1 protein-coding gene and 1 pseudogene are annotated in these 1,101 nt (G+C 36.2%); both read right to left on the reverse strand.

What is annotated here, in order from left to right; all coding sequences use genetic code 11:
• Nucleotides 1–73 precede the first annotated feature (73 nt).
• On the reverse strand, nt 74–748 hold the full coding sequence (locus tag H5154_RS22790) for a hypothetical protein (protein ID WP_182719736.1): 675 nt from the start codon (nt 746–748) through the stop codon (nt 74–76).
• Between the two features lie 92 nt (nt 749–840).
• A pseudogene (locus H5154_RS22795) lies at nt 841–1,101 on the reverse strand (hypothetical protein); the annotation flags it as partial.

The following is a 1,101-nucleotide window of genomic DNA, read 5'->3' on the forward strand; positions in this document are numbered from 1 at the left end:
CGAAAACAGTTAAATAAATTGACTGATGATGATCAGTTAAGCTAATTTAAAAACGGCTCTACAAAATGATAAATCAGGTGATCAAAGCTGATGAGAATCGGTGATCAAAGTCATGAGAATACGCAAAAGTAAACCCACGGTATGGAAAACCGCTTTTAGGGTTATGCTGCACCCTATAATGTGCATTAAACTCTTCAAATGGGAAAATATCGAAATCTTTCGCGTTTTTAGTTGGTACCTCCACCATTCCTGTGGCACGATTAAAAATAACAGCTAGATTATATTTAAACCTAAAAAACGGCCAAATTAACCAATTAATCAATTTAGAAACTATCCAACATAATGACAGGCCCGCTAAAAATTCTAACGCAACATCAACCGCCCCTAAAGCTAAACTAAATAACGGCATAACAAACAAGAATATAACAATACAAAAATGAATTATTGCCCAAGAAAAAATGACAAAGCCAGCAATATTAGTTGCGTTTCCTGCTAATGGCATTGCTAATTCATTTTTACCTTTTGCTAAAATTGAACGTGCATATTTTTCTGCTCCAGTAATATTACCTTTGTAGCAACTGTTTTGACTATTATCAAAACAGTGGCCAAATACACCGTCTCTCGGGTAAAACGCCTGCTTACTTTGATAGCGGCAAAACATTGAATCACGTTCATCTGTTGCGATTTCATTTCTAAATTTTGCAGCTTGCTTACCGCGATAAGCGGTTTTTGCGTATTGCTCAAACATATTCAACTTCCTTATTACCGAACTGTACTATTAACTATTTTTTCTCAGTTCGGCATCACTCCTTTGTGTAAATGCTAAACAAACTAACTTCACTACCACACGGCTTCTCTATTAACTTGGCAATCTGCTGGGTCTAAATAGGGTTTTAACTCCTCAGGAAATCCGTGTTTTTCTGTTATATCTTTATCTATTTTGAAGTAGTGCTCTATTGATTGATATAAGTGTGTCCCAAGCGGGATTGATGTATCCATAAAGGTCATGGCTGTGGCGTATGCCAGTGAATCCCATTGACGATTTGAACCACCTACATAAAAAGTAGGCTTGGTAAAGCGATAATGTTTAGGGTATTTTAA

The organism is Pseudoalteromonas sp. SR44-5 (assembly GCF_014163675.1).
Lineage (GTDB): Bacteria > Pseudomonadota > Gammaproteobacteria > Enterobacterales > Alteromonadaceae > Pseudoalteromonas > Pseudoalteromonas rhizosphaerae.